General features: G+C 46.1%; 11 protein-coding genes. 7 read left to right on the top strand and 4 right to left on the bottom strand.

Annotation, left to right across the window (positions count from 1 at the left end):
• Nucleotide 1 precedes the first annotated feature (1 nt).
• From ftsB to D1814_RS04815, 3 genes are all read right to left on the bottom strand, one after another.
• A complete protein-coding gene (gene ftsB, locus D1814_RS04825; protein ID WP_014948164.1) occupies nucleotides 2-292 on the bottom strand; it encodes a cell division protein FtsB in 291 nt (96 codons plus the stop codon).
• A 99-nt stretch (nucleotides 293-391) separates the two neighbouring features.
• Nucleotides 392-2,107, bottom strand: coding sequence for a TIGR03545 family protein (locus tag D1814_RS04820; RefSeq protein WP_118490349.1), 1,716 nt, complete (start codon nucleotides 2,105-2,107; stop codon nucleotides 392-394).
• Nucleotides 2,108-2,438: 331 nt separating this feature from the next.
• Complete coding sequence (locus tag D1814_RS04815) at nucleotides 2,439-4,061, bottom strand: methyl-accepting chemotaxis protein (protein WP_118490348.1); 1,623 nt, start codon at nucleotides 4,059-4,061, stop codon at nucleotides 2,439-2,441.
• A gap of 439 nt (nucleotides 4,062-4,500) precedes the next feature.
• Here D1814_RS04815 and putA point away from each other — a divergent pair, with 439 nt between their 5' ends.
• From putA to D1814_RS04780, 6 genes are all read left to right on the top strand, one after another.
• On the top strand, nucleotides 4,501-8,298 hold the full coding sequence (gene putA, locus D1814_RS04805; RefSeq protein WP_118490346.1) for a bifunctional proline dehydrogenase/L-glutamate gamma-semialdehyde dehydrogenase PutA: 3,798 nt from the start codon (nucleotides 4,501-4,503) through the stop codon (nucleotides 8,296-8,298).
• A gap of 247 nt (nucleotides 8,299-8,545) precedes the next feature.
• On the top strand, nucleotides 8,546-10,000 hold the full coding sequence (locus D1814_RS04800) for a TolC family protein (protein ID WP_118490345.1): 1,455 nt from the start codon (nucleotides 8,546-8,548) through the stop codon (nucleotides 9,998-10,000).
• Nucleotides 9,997-11,487, top strand: a complete 1,491-nt coding sequence (locus D1814_RS04795; protein WP_118490344.1) for an efflux RND transporter periplasmic adaptor subunit — start codon at nucleotides 9,997-9,999, stop codon at nucleotides 11,485-11,487. Before D1814_RS04800 ends, D1814_RS04795 begins: the two co-directional genes overlap by 4 nt.
• Nucleotides 11,477-14,695, top strand: coding sequence for an efflux RND transporter permease subunit (locus D1814_RS04790; RefSeq protein WP_183037618.1), 3,219 nt, complete (start codon nucleotides 11,477-11,479; stop codon nucleotides 14,693-14,695). Before D1814_RS04795 ends, D1814_RS04790 begins: the two co-directional genes overlap by 11 nt.
• On the top strand, nucleotides 14,667-15,401 hold the full coding sequence (locus D1814_RS04785; protein WP_118490343.1) for a response regulator transcription factor: 735 nt from the start codon (nucleotides 14,667-14,669) through the stop codon (nucleotides 15,399-15,401). Before D1814_RS04790 ends, D1814_RS04785 begins: the two co-directional genes overlap by 29 nt.
• Nucleotides 15,401-16,735, top strand: a complete 1,335-nt coding sequence (locus D1814_RS04780) for a sensor histidine kinase (protein WP_118490342.1) — start codon at nucleotides 15,401-15,403, stop codon at nucleotides 16,733-16,735. The genes D1814_RS04785 and D1814_RS04780 overlap by 1 nt, the downstream gene beginning before the upstream one ends.
• Nucleotides 16,736-16,863: 128 nt before the next feature.
• Here the strand turns inward: D1814_RS04780 and D1814_RS04775 are convergent, their stop codons facing one another.
• The gene (locus tag D1814_RS04775) at nucleotides 16,864-17,466 is read right to left on the bottom strand and encodes a TIGR04211 family SH3 domain-containing protein (RefSeq protein WP_232368978.1); all 603 of its coding nucleotides are present in this window, start codon (nucleotides 17,464-17,466) and stop codon (nucleotides 16,864-16,866) included.
• Between the two features lie 172 nt (nucleotides 17,467-17,638).
• Between D1814_RS04775 and D1814_RS04770 the strand changes: the two genes are divergently transcribed.
• Nucleotides 17,639-19,144 carry a CYTH domain-containing protein gene (locus tag D1814_RS04770; protein ID WP_118490341.1) on the top strand — a complete coding sequence of 502 codons (1,506 nt, stop codon included), beginning with the start codon at nucleotides 17,639-17,641 and terminating at the stop codon, nucleotides 19,142-19,144.
• The last annotated feature ends 11 nt before the right edge of the window (nucleotides 19,145-19,155 follow it).

The raw sequence follows: 19,155 nt of genomic DNA, 5'->3' as shown, positions 1-19,155 counted from the left end.
TTCACTTAGAATCTGCGGGCAAAATACGGTAGAAGGTTTCTCCCTTTTTAATCAGACCGAGTTCATTTCGGGCTCTTTCTTCAATGGCTTCTAGACCAATTTTTAAATCGCTAATATCAGCTTTAAGTAGGGCATTGCGCTGAGCGAGGTTGGCATTTTGAAGGGCTTGAGAGTGAACTTCTTGTTTTCGGTTGAAGTAATCGGGAATACTATTTTTTCCAAACCATAGCCTGTATTGCAATAGACCAAGCAGTACTATCAATACAATGGGAAGCCATTTACCTTGTAACACAGATTCACCTGACAATGTGGTTAAGCGGAAAAAAAGCAGAGGCTCTTCGCCTCTGCTGTGTCTTATTATGCCGCGAAGCAGCGTCGAGTCAAAGGCGCATTATTCACCTTGGCCCAATTTTCCCTTCAATTTATCAAACAGCTTACTTTTTTGCTGCTCAACAACGTTGTTAAGTTGAGCTTGAAGCAGCTCCTGAAGGGCGGCACTGTCGCCTTGGGCTGCGCTAAGCATACTGTTTACGTCAACAAGCTCGCCTGATAGCAATGATTGCTCGTTACTTATCATGCTGTTGAGTTTGTTGTTTAATTCATCCAGCTTGTCTTTTTGGCTGGCAGTAAGCTGTGAAAGCGCCGCTTTAGCCAGCTTATTATCAAGATCAGACTTAATGTTAAAGCCAGGGTTAGAAAGGGTGCCATCGAGAAGCATGGTCATGTTTAGGCTACTTAAGGTTTGCAGCGCTTGAGCGATAGCGCTGGTAATATCACTGGTGCCCGTTGCTTCCATAACAAGTTGCTGGAGGTCGACTTCGCCTGTACCTGTAAGCATGTTATCAGTCACTTTCATCGACCCATTGGTTTTCATCAGCGCTGATTTAAGCACCGCATTGAGTGCTTCATTGCCGCTAAAAGAAATGTCAGACATATTCACGCCAGCTAGCTCCCATACTTGGCTAGCGTCAACGCCTTCGCCATCAATCCAAAATTCACCGCTAGAGGTAAACGACTTTAATAAGTCGCCAGCTGCTTCAATAGTAAAGGTGGTTGGATTACCAAATACTTCGTGTACGTTAGTGATATTGTTCCACTTGCTAGTGATAGATTCGTTTTGCCATAGTACCGAGACATTAGCTTCTTTTACTAAAATTGAGGGTACTTCGGCAGGCGCTTCGCTTTTTTCTTCGCCCTGAATAAGCGGCATAACTATTTGCATTGCGGCCATCAGGTATTCGGTGTATTCCGCAGCTTTGTCACCAAATACAAAATATGTCACCTGCGAAAGGGCGGCTTGATCACCCGCAATAACACCTTTTAGTAAAGCATAGTCTTCCTGAGGTGCTTTTTTGAGTGCTTCAACACTTTCACTTAAGGCTTGTTTGGCATCACTTGCTTTTTCGGTGAAACTGCTAATAAGCGCGCGGTCGGCCTGCATTTCTTCTTTTAATTTATCAAACGAAGATTTCGCCTGAACCAGAGCCTGCGGGTCTTTGTAGTTAGTTTCTTTTAGCTGAGCGACCTGTGTTTTGTAGTAGTCAATACGCGCTTTGTCAGGCAAAGATTCATAATCATCTTTAAGGCCTTTCCCATACGTTTCGTAGGCAGACTTAGCATTTTCGATAGCAGCCGTCGTTTTTAGCGGGTTGCGTTCAAGTAGTTCATCAACCGTAGGCACGGCCTCTTGAGCTTTTGCTTTAATTTCATCAAACGACAATGAACGCTCTGGAACGCGATATACTTCACCTTCCGACTCACGCTCAGTATCAAACTGTACTTTAAGTAGGTTTAGGTTATTAACAATAACTTGATCATCAAGCAGCGGCTTCAATTCGACGTCCGCATTAGCTTCACCCACGAAAACTTGGTTATGTTTTGGTTTGGTTGGGTTGGTTAGCGCGATCCCTTTTAGCGTAACGGTAGTTGGGAAAAGCGAGTGGTCGAATTCTTCAATGTTGACTTCGGCGCCGTATGACTCCCCTAATTTGGACTCAAGAATAGATTTTATAATGGTGTTGGCGAACAAAAAGTACACCAAGAATAGCAACACAAAAAAACCGGCAACCCATAATAAAATAGGCTTACCCTTAGAACCACTACTCATATTCAACTCCTTGATTTGATACGCGTCTAACATTACAAGCGCTTAAGCCACTGCCGAATTACATTGGCATAGCCGATCGCAAAGCAGAAATCGGCACACGGCCACTTGATGTGCTTCTGAGTGTAATGCACTGAGACCTTTTGTTCCACATGCAGAGCTTATCACTGATGCTTTAAGAGCGCCTAAATGTTACAAAGTTTCGTTTTTAGTCTCGAAAATAATGGCATTAGAAGTAAGAGTTAAAGCGAGGAAAAGCATAAAGTAAGGTCTAAGCGGCCTGAACATGTGCGAATTGCTTCGCGGGCTTACAGGCCGCATTCGATAGAAAGGTTTACAGCTTAAAACGGTTGGCTATATCCATGATTGCTAAACAACTGCTTTTAAGTGCTTGGCTTGCAGCTGCCAGCTCATCAGCGGTTTTCAAGCTACTATCGGCAGCCCCTGACAAGGCGTTTATACGCATATTCGCTTCAGTGGCAGCCTCTGCTTGCTGTTCAGTAGCCCGAGCAATTTCGCTGCTCATATCAGCAATTTCCGTCATTAAGCGGTCAGCTTCTTGAAGATTCTGGTTTGCTTGTATGGCATTGTCTACGGTTTTGGCTGACGCAGACTGACTGATTTGTACAGCGTCTACCGCACTTTTCGCGTTATTCTGTAACTTCTCAATCATAGCTTGAATTTCATCGGTACTTTGTCCGGTTCGACTTGCTAAGGTGCGAACTTCATCTGCTACTACGGCGAAGCCTCTTCCTTGTTCACCGGCCCGAGCTGCTTCAATCGCGGCATTAAGGGCGAGTAAGTTGGTTTGTTCCGCAATGCCTCGAATTACGTCTAGCACAGCTCCGATACTATCTGTTTGCGCAGCAAGTTCAGTCACTACGTTGCTCACGCTTTCTATGTCAGAAGTCAATGAGCGGATATCTTGTACCGTACTATCTACCACTGCTGCACCGTTTTGAACGTTCCCTCGAGCACTACTTGTACTCTTCTCCGCAGAGTCCGCATTGCTGCTTACGTCGTTAATCTGCGTGGTCATTTCCTCCATTGCTGCGGCAACCTGCAGCATATTTTCGTTTTGTGTTTGCGCTTGTGCATTACTATTTTGGCTGGATGATTCTACGAGTTCAGCTTGCTGGGTAAGGGAGCTGATATTTTCTCGAATACCAATCAAAGACTGGCGCATTTTATCGGTATACTCGTTGAAGTAGCGCGCTAAGCGTGTAATTTCGTCTTGCCCAGTTTCAGGAAGGGAGCGGGTGAGGTCTCCTTCTCCTTGGGAAATATCTTTCATACGCTCAGTCACTTCTTGGACTGGTTTTACAATGCTTCCACCTATTACATATACAAGTAGTACAACCAGTACAATGCTCACTAAGCAAAACACCACAATGAGGTTGCGAAGATGTGCGAACTCTTCTTCAAGGTTTGTAAGATATATTCCTGAACCTACGGTCCAGCCCCAAGGTTTAAACTCTTTTACATAGGAAATTTTGTCAGTAGGTGTTTCTTCGCCTGGAAGAGGCCACACATAATCGACAAAGCCATCCCCATTGGTTTTCACTTTTTGCGCCATTTCTATAAAAAAGGTTTTGCCGTTTCCGTCTTTAAATGATCTTAGGTCTTTACCGTCGAGAGCGGGCTTAATGGGATGCATAACCATAGAGGGGGTTTGGTCTTGGATCCAAAAATAGTTACTGCCGTCATATCGCAGTGCTTTTACTGCTTCTAGCGCCTGTCGTTTAGCCGTTGACTCGTCTACGTCCGTGCGTGCTTCGAAGCTGGCAAGCATAGTATGAACTACTTCAACCAAGTGTTGATTTTCATCATAAGATTTTTGCTTTAATGCTTCGTAGTGCCTGTTTAGGACAACAGTAGTAAGGAGTACAAACAACAGCGTTATTAGGGCAACGATAATGCCCAGACGTTGAATCAAACTAAATTTTCGTAACCACATTGGCAATACCTAATTATTTTTGGTTTTTTAATAGTGTAGTCGGTTTTTAGTCAACCGCTTTTTGTAGCAATTAAAAATACATCATTTTCAAGAGTCTTTTACTACGACGTTGGGCGTAGTTAATTAATGGGCTAAACAACTAAAAGTAGCGTGTTTTTCAAAGACTGGTATATGTCATCTAACGCACTGAATACGTAGCTTGACAGAGAAGTTAAAAAACTTTGAGTGTGGGGGCTTGGCAGGGGATTTTTGTGTGCTACCATCCGCGCAAATTTGGCACAGTCGTGATCTTCATCCAAAAGTACAAAGTTAAAAGAAGTACGACAGGTCAATGCAAAGTTCAGACTTTGCTTGTTTTTTAGCCGCTTCCATGTGACCGTGGGCAATCTTACACGGCGGGAACGCTTTTTGTTACAGCTATTTCTATGAAAGGGTTGCAATGCTCATTAACGACACGCTTCATACAACTTCCCCCCTACGCCAGCGTATTAGAGACTACTATCGCATTAGTGAATCGGTGGCTGTGGATCAAATTCTTCCTATCGCTGAGGTTAACCCGCGTGCGCGAAGCCGCGCGTGGGAACGAGCTCGAAAGATGGTGCTTCAAATTCGCCGGGAACAAGAAGGGCACGGTGGTGTTGACGCATTATTAAATGAATACTCGCTTTCTACATCAGAAGGTGTGGTATTGATGTGCTTAGCTGAAGCTTTACTCCGAGTGCCCGATAAGGCTACCCAAGATGAACTTATTCGTGACAAGCTGTCTCAAGGACAGTGGACACCTCATTTAGGCAATTCAGAATCTCTATTTGTTAATGCGTCTGCCTGGGGCTTATTGTTCACAGGCAACATGGTGAACTATGCCGACAAGCGTAAAAAAGAGCAGTTTGGCCTTCTAAAGCAAACTCTTGGACGTCTAGGTGAGCCAGTTATCCGCCGTGCTATGAACATTGCGATGCGCGTCATGGGGCGTCAGTTTGTTATGGGCGAAACCATTGAAGACGCGGTAGAGCGTGCTAAAGATAAAGAAACCAAAGGCTATGTTTATTCTTACGACATGCTAGGTGAAGGCGCGCGTACCATGCATGACGCTGAGCGTTACTACGACGCCTACGTTAAAGCGATAAAGGTAATTGGTAAAGCGGCCAATGGTCGTGGGCCCAAACGCTCGCCAGGTATCTCTGTAAAACTTTCTGCTATCCATCCACGTTTTGAATTCTCTCACCGCGAACGCGCCATGGTTGACATTCCTCCGCGCTTAAAAGCGCTGTGTATGATGGCGAAAGAATACGATATCGGTTTAACGGTTGATGCTGAAGAAGCCGACCGTCTTGAGCTTTCTCTAGATATCATCGAAGCTGTATTCCGCGATGAAGATTTAAACGGCTGGACGGGCTTTGGCTTGGCAGTGCAGGCCTACCAAAAGCGCGCAATTCACGTAATCGAGCACTTGCGCCAGCTTACCCTTGAAGTAGGCCGCCCGTTGATGGTGCGCTTAGTGAAAGGTGCGTACTGGGATACTGAAATTAAGCTAACTCAGCAAGCGGGTCTTGAAGAGTTCCCTGTATTTACCCGCAAATCATCTACCGACGTTTCATATCACGCTTGTGCTAACCGCCTGCTTGAATATCGCGACACTATTTACCCACAGTTTGCCACCCACAACGCTTACACGGCGTCTGTTATCGTTGAGCTTGCTGGGGATGACAAGGAAGGCTTCGAATTCCAGTGTCTGCATGGCATGGGTGACACTCTTTATGATCAAGTGGTAACGGAAGATAAAATCCAGTGCCGTGTGTACGCGCCAGTTGGCGAACACGAAGATTTATTGGCCTACTTAGTGCGCCGTCTTCTTGAAAATGGCGCTAACTCTTCATTTGTTAACGCTATTGTTGATGATGAAAAACCGGTTGAATCGTTACTTGAAGATCCGGTAGAGAAAACACAGCGCTTAAAAGTGCGTTATAACAAGTTAATTAAAACGCCACGTGGGCTGTATGCACCAGAGCGTGACAACTCTCGAGGGTTAGACCTTACCGACACCAATGCGGTAACGGCACTTAAGCATGAACTTGAACGGTGGCAGGATTACTACAAAGTTACAGGTGAAGTACCAGAAGGTGCTACCGCCGTGCTTAGCCCCACGGACCACAACGACGTGGTGGGTTATCATTACTATGCCAAACCTGATGAGATGCGCAAAGCACTAGATGAAGCTGAGGCCGGGTTCGAAGCATGGTCAAAACGCGATGTAAGTGAGCGTGCTGAAATTCTAAATCGCACGGCTGATGCACTTGAGCGCCATATGGCTGAGCTAATCGCTATTTGTATGCGTGAAGCCGGTAAAGTGGCGCAAGACAGTATTGATGAAGTACGGGAAGCCGTTGACTTTTGTCGCTATTATGCAGCGCGAGCCCAAGAGCTTGCTGAAGATCAGCGTTTAGTGCCTCGTGGTGTTGTATTGTGTATCAGCCCGTGGAATTTCCCTCTGGCCATTTTCTTAGGTCAAGTTACTGCTGCACTGGTAACAGGTAACACCGTTATCGCGAAACCTGCTGAGCAAACTAGCATGGTGGCTCAGCGCGCGGTAGATATTATGCATTCGGTAGGTTTACCAGAAGATGCACTGAAACTTATTGTATCGCCTGGTAAAGAAGTGGGCGAAACCCTTCTGCCAGACGAGCGCATCAAAGCGGTAATGTTTACAGGTTCAACGCAAACCGGTACGTTAATCTCTCAAGTGCTTGCAGAGCGCGGTGGCGAACAGGTACCGCTTATTGCAGAAACGGGCGGCCAAAACTGTATGATAGTTGATTCAACTGCACTGCCAGAGCAGGTAGTTGATGATGTTATACATTCTGGTTTCCAGAGCGCAGGTCAACGCTGTTCAGCACTTCGTGTACTGTTTGTGCAGGAAGAAATAGCAGATGATCTTATCGAAATGCTAACCGGCGCTATGAAAGAGCTCACCGTCGGCGACCCGACGCAGCTTGCTACTGATGTTGGCCCGGTGATTGACGAGAAGGCGCTTAAGAGCTTAACCGACCATGAGAAATACATGGAAGACAAGGCGACCTTGCTCTATCGCAACGAAATGCCTGTAGGCTATGAAAACGGTACTTTCTTCGCACCGACCTTGTATGAAATCAAGAACATCGATGTGCTTGAGAAAGAAGTGTTCGGTCCCGTGGTGCATATTGTTCGCTTTAAGTCGAAAGATCTAGATAACGTGCTAGAGCAAATCAATGGCACTGGATACGGCCTGACTATGGGTATTCACTCGCGTATTGAAGAGCGGGCTAACGAACTAGCAGCGAAAAGCCGCGCGGGTAACGTATACATTAACCGCAACATGATTGGCGCCATTGTTGGCGTTCAGCCGTTCGGCGGCCGTGGTCTATCTGGCACAGGCCCTAAAGCGGGTGGTCCTAACTACTTGCCGCGTCTTATGATGGAACGTGCCACGCCTAAACCTTCGCACATTGACGATGTAGACGGCACCGACGCAGCGCTGGTAGGTGATGAAAAGATTGCTGAGCGCGCGCACGTAATGATGGATAAGGCGAAGGCAGTAGAAGTACAGTGGCGTCACACGCCGCTCAATGACCGCATCTCCATGGTGCGTCAGCTACTGGCTAAAATTGCGAAAGTAGACATTGTTGATGAACTTGCCGACGACTTGAACCGCACGCTTGCAACAGCCCGTCAGCAGCTAACCAGTGTCGAACGCAAGCTTGCCAAGCCTCAAACCTTGCCAGGTCCCACAGGTGAATCGAACAAACTTTACCTGGAGCCTCGCGGTATCCTAGTGTGTTTTGCTGATAAAGAAGTAACGTTCGAATACTGGTTGCTCTCTATTGTGACGGCACTATCGACGGGTAATCCGGTAGTATCAGTTGTGTCTGAAATCTTCTATGAAGAAGCAGTGGAAATTCAAAACAAGTTTGAATCGACTGGCGCACCAAAAGGCTTGTTCCAGGTAGCGCGTCTTGCGCATTTGGATACCTTGTTAATGGATGAAGACTTGTCTGGCGTGGTTGTCGATTCTGGTACTGAGCGTACTGCGCGTATTACGGCAATGCTGTCATCACGCGAAGGGGCAATTTTGCCGGTTATCACGGCAGAGTATAACGATAACCTTATCCAGCGTTTGATGACCGAAAAAACCATCAGTATCGATACTACGGCATCAGGTGGTAACACGTCATTAATGACCCTTGTTGAAGATGATGAATAAGCCTTAGCGCTTTTCATGAGCGACCGTTGAATTAAGTCGCTATCTTCATAACGCTTGAACTAAAGGCCAGTGCGGCAAAGCGCTGGCCTTTTCTTTTGCTTCCACCCTATCTCTTTCTTACTTTTCTAAATTTTTTAAGCCTTAACCCTGCCTTAACCCCGTGTTTGAAATACTAGTGCCAGTTAAATTGAAAAGTTGCGCGTAGAGCTGCAAGAGTGAGCGATGCGCCGAGCAATAGGCACGACTAATGAGCAAAACAAAACTGACGGTAAATAGTATTACCCTTTGCATTTTGCTGTCTGCATGCACAAGTACTGATGACAGAACGTTGAGCGAATCAGCATCTTCGTCAACGGGGAACAACGTTGTGTGGCAGTCTCAAGTACAGCAACAGATATCAGAGCAAACCTTGTCACTGGATTCAGACACAGCGTTAACAGATGTCATTGCTATCGATCAGCTGCCGTACTTAGCTGACTATATTGAGGAAGCATTGTCTTCCAATGCTAGCCTTCAACAATCGTTGATTACGCTTCGAAAAGCACAAGTTGCCATTGATAGTGCAAAAGCAAAGAGAAACTTGAATGTTGACGCGAGTGTTTCGGCATCAAAAAGTGAAACCACAAACACGAGCTCATCTACTACAACGGTGGTAAGTACAAATACAAGCAATCAGCTCAATAACCCAAGCTACAGCGCAAGCTTAAACGTGAGTTGGGAACTGGACTTATGGCAAAAAATTAGCGATGGAATAAGTGCCGCAAACTTAGATGCTGCAAGTGCCAGAGCAAGCTACCAATCGGCTAGAGATTCACTAGTTGCCAGCGTAATAAGAAGCTATATCGATGTACTCACTCAACAGCAATTACTGAATATTGAAAAAGCTCGGTTATCGGTACTAGAAAACAATGAAGCCGTGATATTAACGCGCTATCGCACCGGGCTGGGAAGTCTGGACGATTTAGATACTGCGCGTACAAGCAGCGCAAATACCCGCGCTACTATAGCCGAATATGAAAATGCACTATCATCGGCAAAACGCACATTGGCAGTACTCCTAGGTAGGCAAAACCAATCGCTTATAGAGCTTGATACGCAGGTTAGTTTTCCCGACGTGTTACTACCGCTAACTACTTTGCCCAGACAAGATCTTGCGCGAAGACCTGACCTTCAGGCCGCTTTCTATACGTTAAAAGCAACTGAGTTTGAAGTTGATGTGGCCTATAAAGCTTTGCTGCCTAGCATTAGCTTGTCTGCTTCTCTCTCTAATAGTGCCTCTACACCTTCACAAGCCTTGTTTACTAATCCTTTATGGAGTTTGCTGGGGCAAATGACCGCTCCGCTATTCCAGGGGGGGGCACTAAGAGCGCAAGTAGAAGATGCAAAGCTAACCTCAGCTAACGCGTGGTGGCAGTATCGTGAGACGCTTTTAACGGCGGTTCAGGAAACCCAAAACGCGCTAGATAGTGAAACCGCGTTAAGCGCTCGAATTAGCCATACGAATGTGGCGTTAGCGAATGCAGAGCGTAGTGTCTCAACCATTGAAGGTCAATATCGACAAGGCCTTGCTGATATATTGGACTTACTTTCCGTGTATGACACGCGCTTCAACCTACAAGCTCAGTCAGTCGAGCTGCACGCCCAGAAACTACAAAACCGAATTGACTTAGGCCTGGCCCTTGGCCTTGGAGTGTCGCAATGAGAAATAAACGAATTATTGTAACCTTACTCGCCGCTGCAACGATTGTACTGGCGATCATGTATACCATGATGAATATGGGGGCGTCGCACCCTGGTGCTCGACCGCAGGGGGCACCTAAGTCAACGTCGCCGTCTTCGCAATTACCTGCTGATACTGAGCGATTAAAAGGTGACGCTGCAGCAATGAGGCCGACAGGTGGTGGAAGACCACCAAGAGGTGATATGGCTGAAGATAGTATGCGTCGCCCACCTAAGCAAAACGAGTTTGAGGATACTAAAGGGGCAGGCGAAAGGTCATCTGCAGATAGCACTACTTACCAAACCCAAAAAGGAGAACAAAGCGCTGATTCTCAGCTGGCTCAGGTAGGGGTTGTCAAAGTAACCACCAATAGCTATACCGCAAAGGTCACGGGTTATGGTCAGGTTGTTCCGCAAGATAGTTTGAGCTTAGTCGCTCAGGTTAGTGGTCAAATTACTGATATAGCCTCATCTTTTAAAACTGGCGCACTGGTGTCTGGTGACACTGTGTTGGCAAAAATTGATGACACTAGCTATCAACAGGCATTAGCGAGTGCTAATGCGACTTATCAAGCCGCTGTCGTAAGTTTAGAAGAAGAGCGTTTGCAGGGCGTTCAAGCGAAAGATGAGTGGACTCGTTCAGGGCTTAACGGTGAACCATTATCCGCATTGGTATTAAGAGAACCACAGCTAAAAGCCGCCAAAGCGACCTTAGATGAAGCCGAGCAGACGGTAAACTCTGCGAAGCGAGATTTGGCGTTTACCTCGTTACGTGCACCTTTTAATGCGTTGGTGGTCAGCCGCGATATAGCGTTGGGGAGCTTTGTTCAAGCTGGCAGCACCGTTGCCACCCTTTATTCTGCGGATATTGCAGAAGTTGCTATTGGGCTCTCACCTAGTCAATGGGCTCAACTACCTTCTGATGCTGAGACGCAGCTATCTGGTGATGCGTCCCTTAATTGGTCGGTCACGCTTACCGATACCACCACGGGAAACACTTGGGATGCCAATATTTTGCGCGCTGAATGGCACCAAAGCGATACGACTCGCCAGCGTAACGCCATTGCGGTTATTGAAAAGCCGTTAGCGCAATCAACGCCCCTTTTATTTGGCAGTTTTGTACAGGCAGACATCGAAGGGCGAGTACTTGACAATGTGTGGAAACTGCCAGCTTCTGCTATCTCACAAAAGCAAGAAGTTTGGTTAGTATTGCCATCTACCGGGCAGTTGGCAAAATTTATGCCCTCGGTACTGTTTGAAAGTGAAGGTTATGCCTATATCACCCCACCGAAAACCAATGAAATTACGGGCAATGTTACTGGTGATATTAGGAAGGAAGACGTGCTAGAACAGGCAGGCGAACTACGCCAAGCGCTGGTAGTTGCGCGCCCTTTAAATAGCTATCTGGTAAACACCAAAGTAAAACCTATTGTTGAAGGTAAGATAGGGGGGCAAGTCGATGACCAATAATCGAGGTGACAAGCCTTTCGGCGAGGGGGAAAGCCCAAAACATAATGGGAATAGCTCTGGCGGGATTATAGCTTGGTTTGCACAGAATTCAGTGGCGGCCAATTTGCTAATGGTCAGCCTTATTGTGCTTGGCTTGGTTTCCATGAACGATATTCGAAAAGAGGCGTTTCCAAGCATGGAGCCACGCTTCGTTACTATTTCAATGACATACGATAGCGGTGACCCCAAGCAAGCTGAAGAAGGGATTGCCATCAAAATTGAATCCGCTTTAGAGGCGATTCCCGGTATTAAGCGAATTACCTCTACCTCGAACGCCAGCGGCGCAAGTGTACAGGTGGAAAAAGAAACCGAATACGATTTAGATACGCTTTTCAACGACATCAAAACCGAAGTAGACAGTATTTCTAACTTCCCATCTGATGCCGAAAACCCCGTTATCAGCAAAGCGCGTCGTCAAGAACACGCTATTTGGGTGCAGCTTTATGGTGATGTGGATCACGCTACACTTCAGTATCTAGGTGAACAATTAGAACGTGATTTGTTGGCAAAAGATGACATTCGAGAAGTCAGTGCGGGCAGCTTTGTCGAACCCATGATGTCTATTGAGATAGATGAAGGTAAGCTACAGGCCTATGGGTTAACGCTGTCAGATGTCGCAGATGCAGTAAATCAAGAATCTAATACCGCCCTTACAACTAGTTTGCGTAACAAAGAGAAGGTCATTCGCTTAAAAGCCTCTGAGCAGTCTTATTGGGCGAAAGACTTTGCCGACATTCCGCTCATCACCGATGTAAATGGCGTCATACTTACCGTTGGCGATGTCGCCATAGTGCGCGATATGTTTGCCGATGACAGCTATTACTTGGCCCGCTACAACGGAACCAATGGGTATGGTATTCAGGTACTCATGGACGAATACGGCGACGTAACCAAAATGGTGCAGCAGGCTCACGAAGTCGTGGACGCTTGGCACGACAAAGGCTTACTGCCTGAAGGCGTAGAAATTGAAACCTGGTATGACAAAAGCACGTTGATTACCGAGCGTTTGGAGCTACTCACTAGTAACGCACTCATGGGCATTGTGTTGGTTTTTGTCACCCTTGCGGTGTTTCTTAATTTACGCGTCGCTTTTTGGGTGGCGGCCGGCTTGCCGTTTATCTTTTTCGGGACCTTGTACTTCATGACCGATAGTTACACGGGAATGACGTTAAACGAGATGACCACATTCGGTTTTATTATGGCCCTAGGCATTGTGGTGGACGATGCCGTTGTGGTGGGGGAGAGCATTTACGCCACGCGAAAACAGCACGGCGATACACTGCAAAATACAATTTTAGGTACCCATAAAGTAGCGGTGCCCACACTGTTTGGGGTGTTAACCACGGTAGCAACTTTCTTCGCTTTATCGAACGTATCTGGCGGCTTGGGTACCTTGTACTCACAGTTTGGCACTATCGTTACCTTGTGCTTGTTGTTGTCGGTGGTGGAATCAAAACTAATCTTGCCCTCCCATTTAGCTCATCTACCAACTAAGCAAAAAGCTCGGAAGGGAATGGGCGGCCTGTGGAATAAAGTGCAGCAAAAAGCAGATGGTGGACTTCAGTGGTTTAACTACCGCGTATATCGACGGGTGTTGAGAGTCACTGTAGCCTACCGCTATGCAGCCGTACTCTTGTTTATCGCCTTGTTTGTCATGGTGGTTAGCTTACCGCTTACAGGCGCGATAAGGGTGAGCTTCTTCCCCAGTATGCAAGGCGATACCGTTTCGGCCAACATGTCGCTTTACAGCGATGCCAGCTATGGGCAAAACGAGCGCAACTTAATGCTGCTAGAGCAAAACGCACTTGAGGCAGACCGCCAATTAACTCAAGAAAACGGCGCAGATAAAAGTGGTATTAGTAGTTTGCAAGTAACGGCAAGTGGGGATCAAAGCGGCACAATCACTATATCGCTTGATGAAGATTCTTCTTATTCTTTGGACGAGCTGTCGGCACGCTGGAATGCGCTAACCGGCAATTTAGAGGGCGTTAAAAGCCTTAAAATACGCTCTCGACGAGAGATAGTCGACGGGTTTAACATTGAAATTAAAAGCATAAACGACGATACCCTGACTGCTGCTAATGACGCCTTTGTTGAGGTGCTCAACAGTATTGACGGCGTGTATGCGGTAGAGAGCTCGCTAACACCCGGTGAAGCCATGATGCGTTTCGAACTTACTCCCGAAGGACGAGCGTTGGGACTAAATACGCAAAGCTTATCGCAGCAGCTATTAAAAGCATTTGGTGGAGAAATTGTTCAGCGCTATTTGCGCGATAAAAATGAAGTGAAAGTGCGGGTGCGTTATCCTGAAAAGGAAAGGATGAACCCGTCAGACGTAATGAATAGCCAAGTACGTCTAGACGATGGCACAGTGGTGCCACTTTCTGTAGTGGCGAATGTTATTCAAGATGTACAAGAAAAACAGGTTGTACGTATTAATGGCCTACGCGCCCTTACCGTGAGTGCGTCGGTAGATAGCGATGTTATTACTTCTACAGAGTTAGTTAACTATCTTAATAGTGAGTTTGTACCTCAGTTAGAACGTCAATACCAAGATTTATCGCTTTACTTTGCCGGGGAAGCTGAGCAGCAAGCGGAAACGCAAAGCTCAATGGAAAGCGTGTTCATCTTAGCCTTGTTGTCTATTTTTGCGTTGTTGGCAATACCGCTCAAATCTTACGTGCAGCCGCTCATTATTATGACTGCAATCCCCTTTGGTATTGTTGGCGCTATTATCGGGCACTGGTCAAATGGACTGATGATAAGCCTACTGTCGCTAAACGGCATATTGGCGCTCAGTGGCGTGGTGGTTAACGATAGCTTGTTGTTAGTTTCTCGATTTAACGCCTTGCGAGAAGAGGGAATGGCGGTGGAATCGGCGGTAATTGAAGCGTGTACCAGTCGCTTGCGTGCTGTCCTTTTGACCTCAATCACTACCTTTGTAGGCTTATACCCTATTTTGGGGGAAACTTCGGTACAGGCGCAATTCTTAATTCCGGCGGCGGCGTCATTGGGTTACGGTATTTTGTTTGCCACCGTCATCACGCTTTTATTAATCCCGGCATTACTGTTAATTTATGATGATGTAAGCCGTTTAATGGCAAAGTATTTGGTTAAACCCTTAACGGAGAGTACGGTAAATGATTCGCGTGTTACTAGTGGAAGATGATATGGGCCTCGCTGGCAATATCATCGACTATTTAGAGCTTGAAGACATGGTATGCGACCACGCTGCGAACGGTATAGCCGCCCTGTCATTTATTCAAAAACACCCGTTTGATGTTGTGGTGTTAGACATCAATTTACCAAAGCTCGATGGCTTAAGCGTATGCGAAAAAGTGCGCGGTGACGGCAACGATACCCCTATCATTATGCTCACCGCCCGAGATCAGTTGGAAAATAAGCTCGAAGGATTTGAAAAGGGAGCTGATGATTATCTAGTAAAACCTTTTGATATGCCTGAACTGGTAGCACGGGTTTCAGTGCTGGCGCACAGGCGCTCATCGCAGGTGAAAAAGTTGAGCCTCGGTAATGTAAGTTTAGAATTGGGCAGCGAGGTGGTCAATGTTAATAACACGCCTATTAAGCTAAGTCCTACTGGCTATACCTTACTAAAAACATTATTGCAGCAGCACGGAAAGGTTATGTCACGACAGCGGTTACTTGATGCGGTTTGGGGAGAGGATGCACCCGAAAGTAATGCACTAAAAGTCCACCTTCACAATTTGCGCAAATCGCTAGCGCAAGCTAACGCAAACATAGAAATTAAAGCCGTACCGGGCGCAGGGTTTTGTGCTGCGCTAAAAACTGACCAAACGGCAAATGAGGGTTTTAATGACACATTACCAGTAAGCGAAAATAAGGAAACTGATTAATGGTAAACGGCCTTCGCATTAGCTTAAGACGCTACGTTTTATGGTCGTTACTGAGTTTAGCGACCATAGTCATTGTGCTCTTTTCTATACAAAGTAGTGATAGCTTTTTCGATGGAATGGACGGCATGCTGAGAAATACCATGATTCGGGCCGCAAAAAGTACAGAGCTTGATAAGAACAATCATGCGCAGATCCTCGATTTGCACGTTTATGCTCATTACGATGATTTGCCTGATGAGGTAAAGCAAAGTTTTTCCAAAACCAGCTTTAAGCCATATACGTTATTAAAAAATATCAACAAACCTGATTGGTTTTCTCGCCCTGTTTCGGCGCATTTTGCGGTATTGGTCCCGTTAGATGATGGCAACCAGCGCTATGTTACCCAAATATTTTTCGCGCCTCCGTCTGATGGCAAAAAACACGTGAGAATAAACCATACCATTTACAGTGCTATTGTAGGTGTCGCTGCGCTTATTTCCTTTTCTGTCGCGCTGCTATTTCTAATGCGCAGCGTGTCCCGTCCCATAGAATCATTGCAACGCTGGGCGGCCTCCCTTGATGAGAAAGAACTCGACAAGCCTATTCCAGAATTTCGCTACAAGGAGCTTAACGCGCTTGCGGCGATAATACACGGCAGCTTGCAAAACGTACGTACTACGCTTAACCGAGAGCGGGAGTTTGTCAATCACGCCAGTCACGAACTTAGAACGCCCATTGCCGTTATTAGAAGTAGTGCAGCATTGCTGCACCGAGTGATAGATAGTGGGAATACCAAAGGCAATAACGCACTAGCACGGGTGGATCATGCCTCAAAAACCATGGCAGATTTGACAGAAACTTTATTGTGGTTAGGAAGAAATGAAGAGACAGCGCTGCCCAAAGAAAAAGTCAATTTAAAAACGATGGTTGAGGCACTTAGCCAAGACTTAATGTATTTGCTGTCAGGTAAAGAGGTGAATGTGCATTTACACTTGAGTGAATGTGTACTATTGCTACCGAAAACAGCGAGCGAAATAGTGATAGGAAACGTTATTCGAAATGCTTACCAGCACACGCAGCAAGGCAATGTCACTATCACGCTTTCAGATTCAACGCTTACCGTGCTTAATGAAGAAAATGGCGTAGAGCAAGACGAAAGTACTTCCTTATCGGTAACGCAAAATAGTAAATTAGATGGCGGTTTTGGAATAGGCTTAAAACTCATTGATAAGTTATGTGCGAAGCTAGAATGGGGATATTCACACAAGAAAGTCATTGCTCGGGATACACCTAGAAGCCGAGGAGATACGGACTCTGAGGCAAAGGGGTATGGTGTTGTGCTTAAGCTACAGTAACCTGCAAACAGGGCACGCACGAATAAGTAAATATACTATTATTGATAGCCCCCCAAAGGCACCTACAAAAAACGCCAATGTTTACATCGGCGTTTTTTTCGTTTAAGCATTTTTTATAAATACTAGCACTACATCCATTCGCTGTTTCTGCGTTTGCGCTTAGGCAGATAGGTTAGCATTACACCAAGCAATATCCCCACGCCTGCCACTATGCCACCGCGAGTAAACCAAGTAACAAGCTCATCTTTATTCGCGCTTTCAACCTTGGCGGTTAAACGAATAATTTGAGACGCTTGCTCGTCGTTTGTGGTGGTAAGTTTAGACACCTTTTGGCGAGCATCGTTAAGCTGCTGACGAAGTCTGGCGTTTTCTGATTGCGCAGCTTGAAGACCGCTTTGGCTTTCAGCAAGCTTCTCACTAACAATAGGAAGCTGTTCAGCTTGCGACATAGTATTAGACACAAATTTACTTTCAACCCAGCCTTTACGTCCTTCGTCGTCGGTAATTTGCGTGAATTCAGCATCATTGTCGCGGGAAAGCACAGTAATAGGTGTACCAGCTTCAATAGAACCTAGGATACGATAATTACGACCAGGTCCAGTATGCATAAAGATAAACAAGTCATCTCTAATATAATGCGAAGAAGATGCTTCTAAATCAGCGGTATCTTGTAGCGAAAATGCTTGAAAAGAGCACGCAATAAGGGCTGCTGCTAACCACTTTCGAATCATATGAAGTCCAATTTTAGAATTTAAAACGTGAAGATGGTATTGGTTGACCGCGATAAAGGCAAGTTTGTTCCACTTTTGTCTAATTTAAACGACGTGTTTAACAGCAGCAACATTGCGAAAAGTGAGCGACAAAGGTAAGGTGTCAGCATAATAAGCTGTGCTTAGCGCAACCATGTCAGAAATAGAATTAAAATTTGTAACGGGTGACAATGCTCACCAAGCGTTTACCCAACGCGTACTCCCTCTTTTTGAAAAACACAATATCCAGGTTAATTCTCACCGCGAAATGCGCTTAGAGAATGACTATTACGATACGGATAAGCTCGACTTTCAAAATAACAAAATGGGCTTTCGGGTGCGTGGTAATAACGGCGAGTATGAACAAACGCTTAAGACCAATGGTGTGGTAAGCGGTGGCTTGCACAAACGCATGGAATATAACGTAAGTCTTGATAACGCAAGACCGGATCTCACGTTGTTCGAGTCAAATGTATGGCCCGAAGGTTGGGACATCACAACAAAGAATGCGAGTCTATCTAAACAGTTTAGTACACACTTTACGCGCAATGCTTATGTGGTTGCTTTAGGCGATAGCCTGGTTGAAATTGTCTTAGACTGCGGTGAGGCGAGTACGGATAAAGCCAGCTCTCCCATCAATGAGATTGAGCTTGAGTTGATGTCAGGGGATCTCAACAGTCTGTTTTCTCTCGCTGTGCTAATAAACGACAATATGCCAGTGCGTCTAAGCGATGTGTCAAAAGCCGCTCAAGGCTATCAATTACTCCACGGCTTTAACGCTAAGGTGCGTCACCTACCAGACTTTTTAGCCCTTGAGGAAACCACCACTACTGAAGAGGCATTTGGCCAAGCCGTGCAGACGGCTCTGGCACATTGGCAGCATCACGAGCATGTATTCTGCGAGAGCGGCTCGATAAAAATGCTGGCTGAGGTTGCTAAAAGCGTTAGGTTGCTGCTGCAGAGTGTGTCGCTTTATCTACCTGTTTTGCAGTGCCCAGAGCTATTAGCCCTGCATAAAAAACTGGTAACCCATGCGCAAAAGTGGGGCTGGCAAGACGATTTACAGAGCTTGCGTTACTTACTGTCTAAAAAGAGCATGTTTAACAAAACCTTAAGCAAACACCCAGCGGTAGTAAGCTACCTGCAAGGGCGACAAACCGGTTTAATGCAGGCCCACGAGCCTGAAAAGTTATTTTTCGACAATGACGCTACAGATATTAAACTTCACGCTATAAGTCTTATACAAAATAAGCCTTGGCAAAAGGTAGCAACGGGATTTGACCACCCTGTACTTGATCATGCAAAAGGATGGTTGTCGCAAGGGTGGCAAACCGTGCAACAAAGCATGCCCCTGAGTAAAACCATGGGGCCAGCTAATTACAGTGCAGTGGAAATAATGCTAAGGCAAACCCTATGGAGTGGCTTTTTGCTTGGCGATCTGTTTGTTGAAGAGCGGGGTAACTTTCGTGCGCCCTGGTTAGACTTGCTTACCGGTATTGATGAGCTGAACGCACTGCTCATGCTGAAGCAATCAATAGACGATGCGGAAGTGGACTCTCACGATGAGGTACGCAAATGGACAGCAGAGAAACTCAGTACGTTAATTCGAATTATGGAGCGAACGCGCACTGTGGCTATGCAACGTGAAATCTACTGGTAACCCATGTCGCT

Source organism: Alteromonas sp. BL110, assembly GCF_003443615.1.
Lineage (GTDB): Bacteria > Pseudomonadota > Gammaproteobacteria > Enterobacterales > Alteromonadaceae > Alteromonas.
Note: the sequence above shows the minus strand (reverse complement) of the source record. Positions and strands in the feature narration are given on the sequence as shown.

Bases quoted from the DNA above. Each gene is read 5' to 3' on its own strand.
- D1814_RS04820 (WP_118490349.1), bottom strand. From the start codon at position 2,107: ATGAGTAGTGGTTCTAAGGGTAAGCCTATTTTATTATGGGTTGCCGGT.
- D1814_RS04815 (WP_118490348.1), bottom strand. From the start codon at position 4,061: ATGTGGTTACGAAAATTTAGTTTGATTCAACGTCTGGGCATTATCGTT.
- putA (WP_118490346.1), top strand. From the start codon at position 4,501: ATGCTCATTAACGACACGCTTCATACAACTTCCCCCCTACGCCAGCGT.
- D1814_RS04800 (WP_118490345.1), top strand. From the start codon at position 8,546: ATGAGCAAAACAAAACTGACGGTAAATAGTATTACCCTTTGCATTTTG.
- D1814_RS04795 (WP_118490344.1), top strand. From the start codon at position 9,997: ATGAGAAATAAACGAATTATTGTAACCTTACTCGCCGCTGCAACGATT.
- D1814_RS04790 (WP_183037618.1), top strand. From the start codon at position 11,477: ATGACCAATAATCGAGGTGACAAGCCTTTCGGCGAGGGGGAAAGCCCA.
- D1814_RS04785 (WP_118490343.1), top strand. From the start codon at position 14,667: ATGATTCGCGTGTTACTAGTGGAAGATGATATGGGCCTCGCTGGCAAT.
- D1814_RS04780 (WP_118490342.1), top strand. From the start codon at position 15,401: ATGGTAAACGGCCTTCGCATTAGCTTAAGACGCTACGTTTTATGGTCG.
- D1814_RS04775 (WP_232368978.1), bottom strand. From the start codon at position 17,466: ATGATTCGAAAGTGGTTAGCAGCAGCCCTTATTGCGTGCTCTTTTCAA.
- D1814_RS04770 (WP_118490341.1), top strand. From the start codon at position 17,639: ATGTCAGAAATAGAATTAAAATTTGTAACGGGTGACAATGCTCACCAA.